The organism is Bacillus sp. OTU2372, assembly GCF_038440275.1.
Classification (GTDB): domain Bacteria; phylum Bacillota; class Bacilli; order Bacillales; family Cytobacillaceae; genus Neobacillus; species Neobacillus bataviensis_B.
In genome coordinates, this window is sequence record NZ_JASATK010000100.1 from 1 (window position 1) to 250 (window position 250).

Below are 250 nucleotides of genomic sequence, written 5' to 3' on the forward strand. Positions count from 1 at the left end.
AAAGTTGACTGTTTCTTGTTTGTTTAGTTTTGAGAGATCAATTCTCTCTATATTTTATGGTATGGGCCTATAGCTCAGCTGGTTAGAGCGCACGCCTGATAAGCGTGAGGTCGATGGTTCGAGTCCATTTAGGCCCACCATACTTCATAACGGGGTCTTAGCTCAGCTGGGAGAGCGCCTGCTTTGCACGCAGGAGGTCAGGGGTTCGATCCCCCTAGACTCCACCAATAACGTTTACTGACGTTAAAAT

At 47.2% G+C, this 250-nt stretch carries 2 tRNA genes; both read left to right on the forward strand.

The window, feature by feature from the left end:
* The first annotated feature begins 63 nt into the window (after positions 1-63).
* A tRNA-Ile gene (locus tag AAHB15_RS30135) sits at positions 64-140 on the forward strand.
* An 11-nt stretch (positions 141-151) separates the two neighbouring features.
* Positions 152-227 (forward strand) — tRNA-Ala (locus AAHB15_RS30140).
* Positions 228-250: the final 23 nt, after the last annotated feature.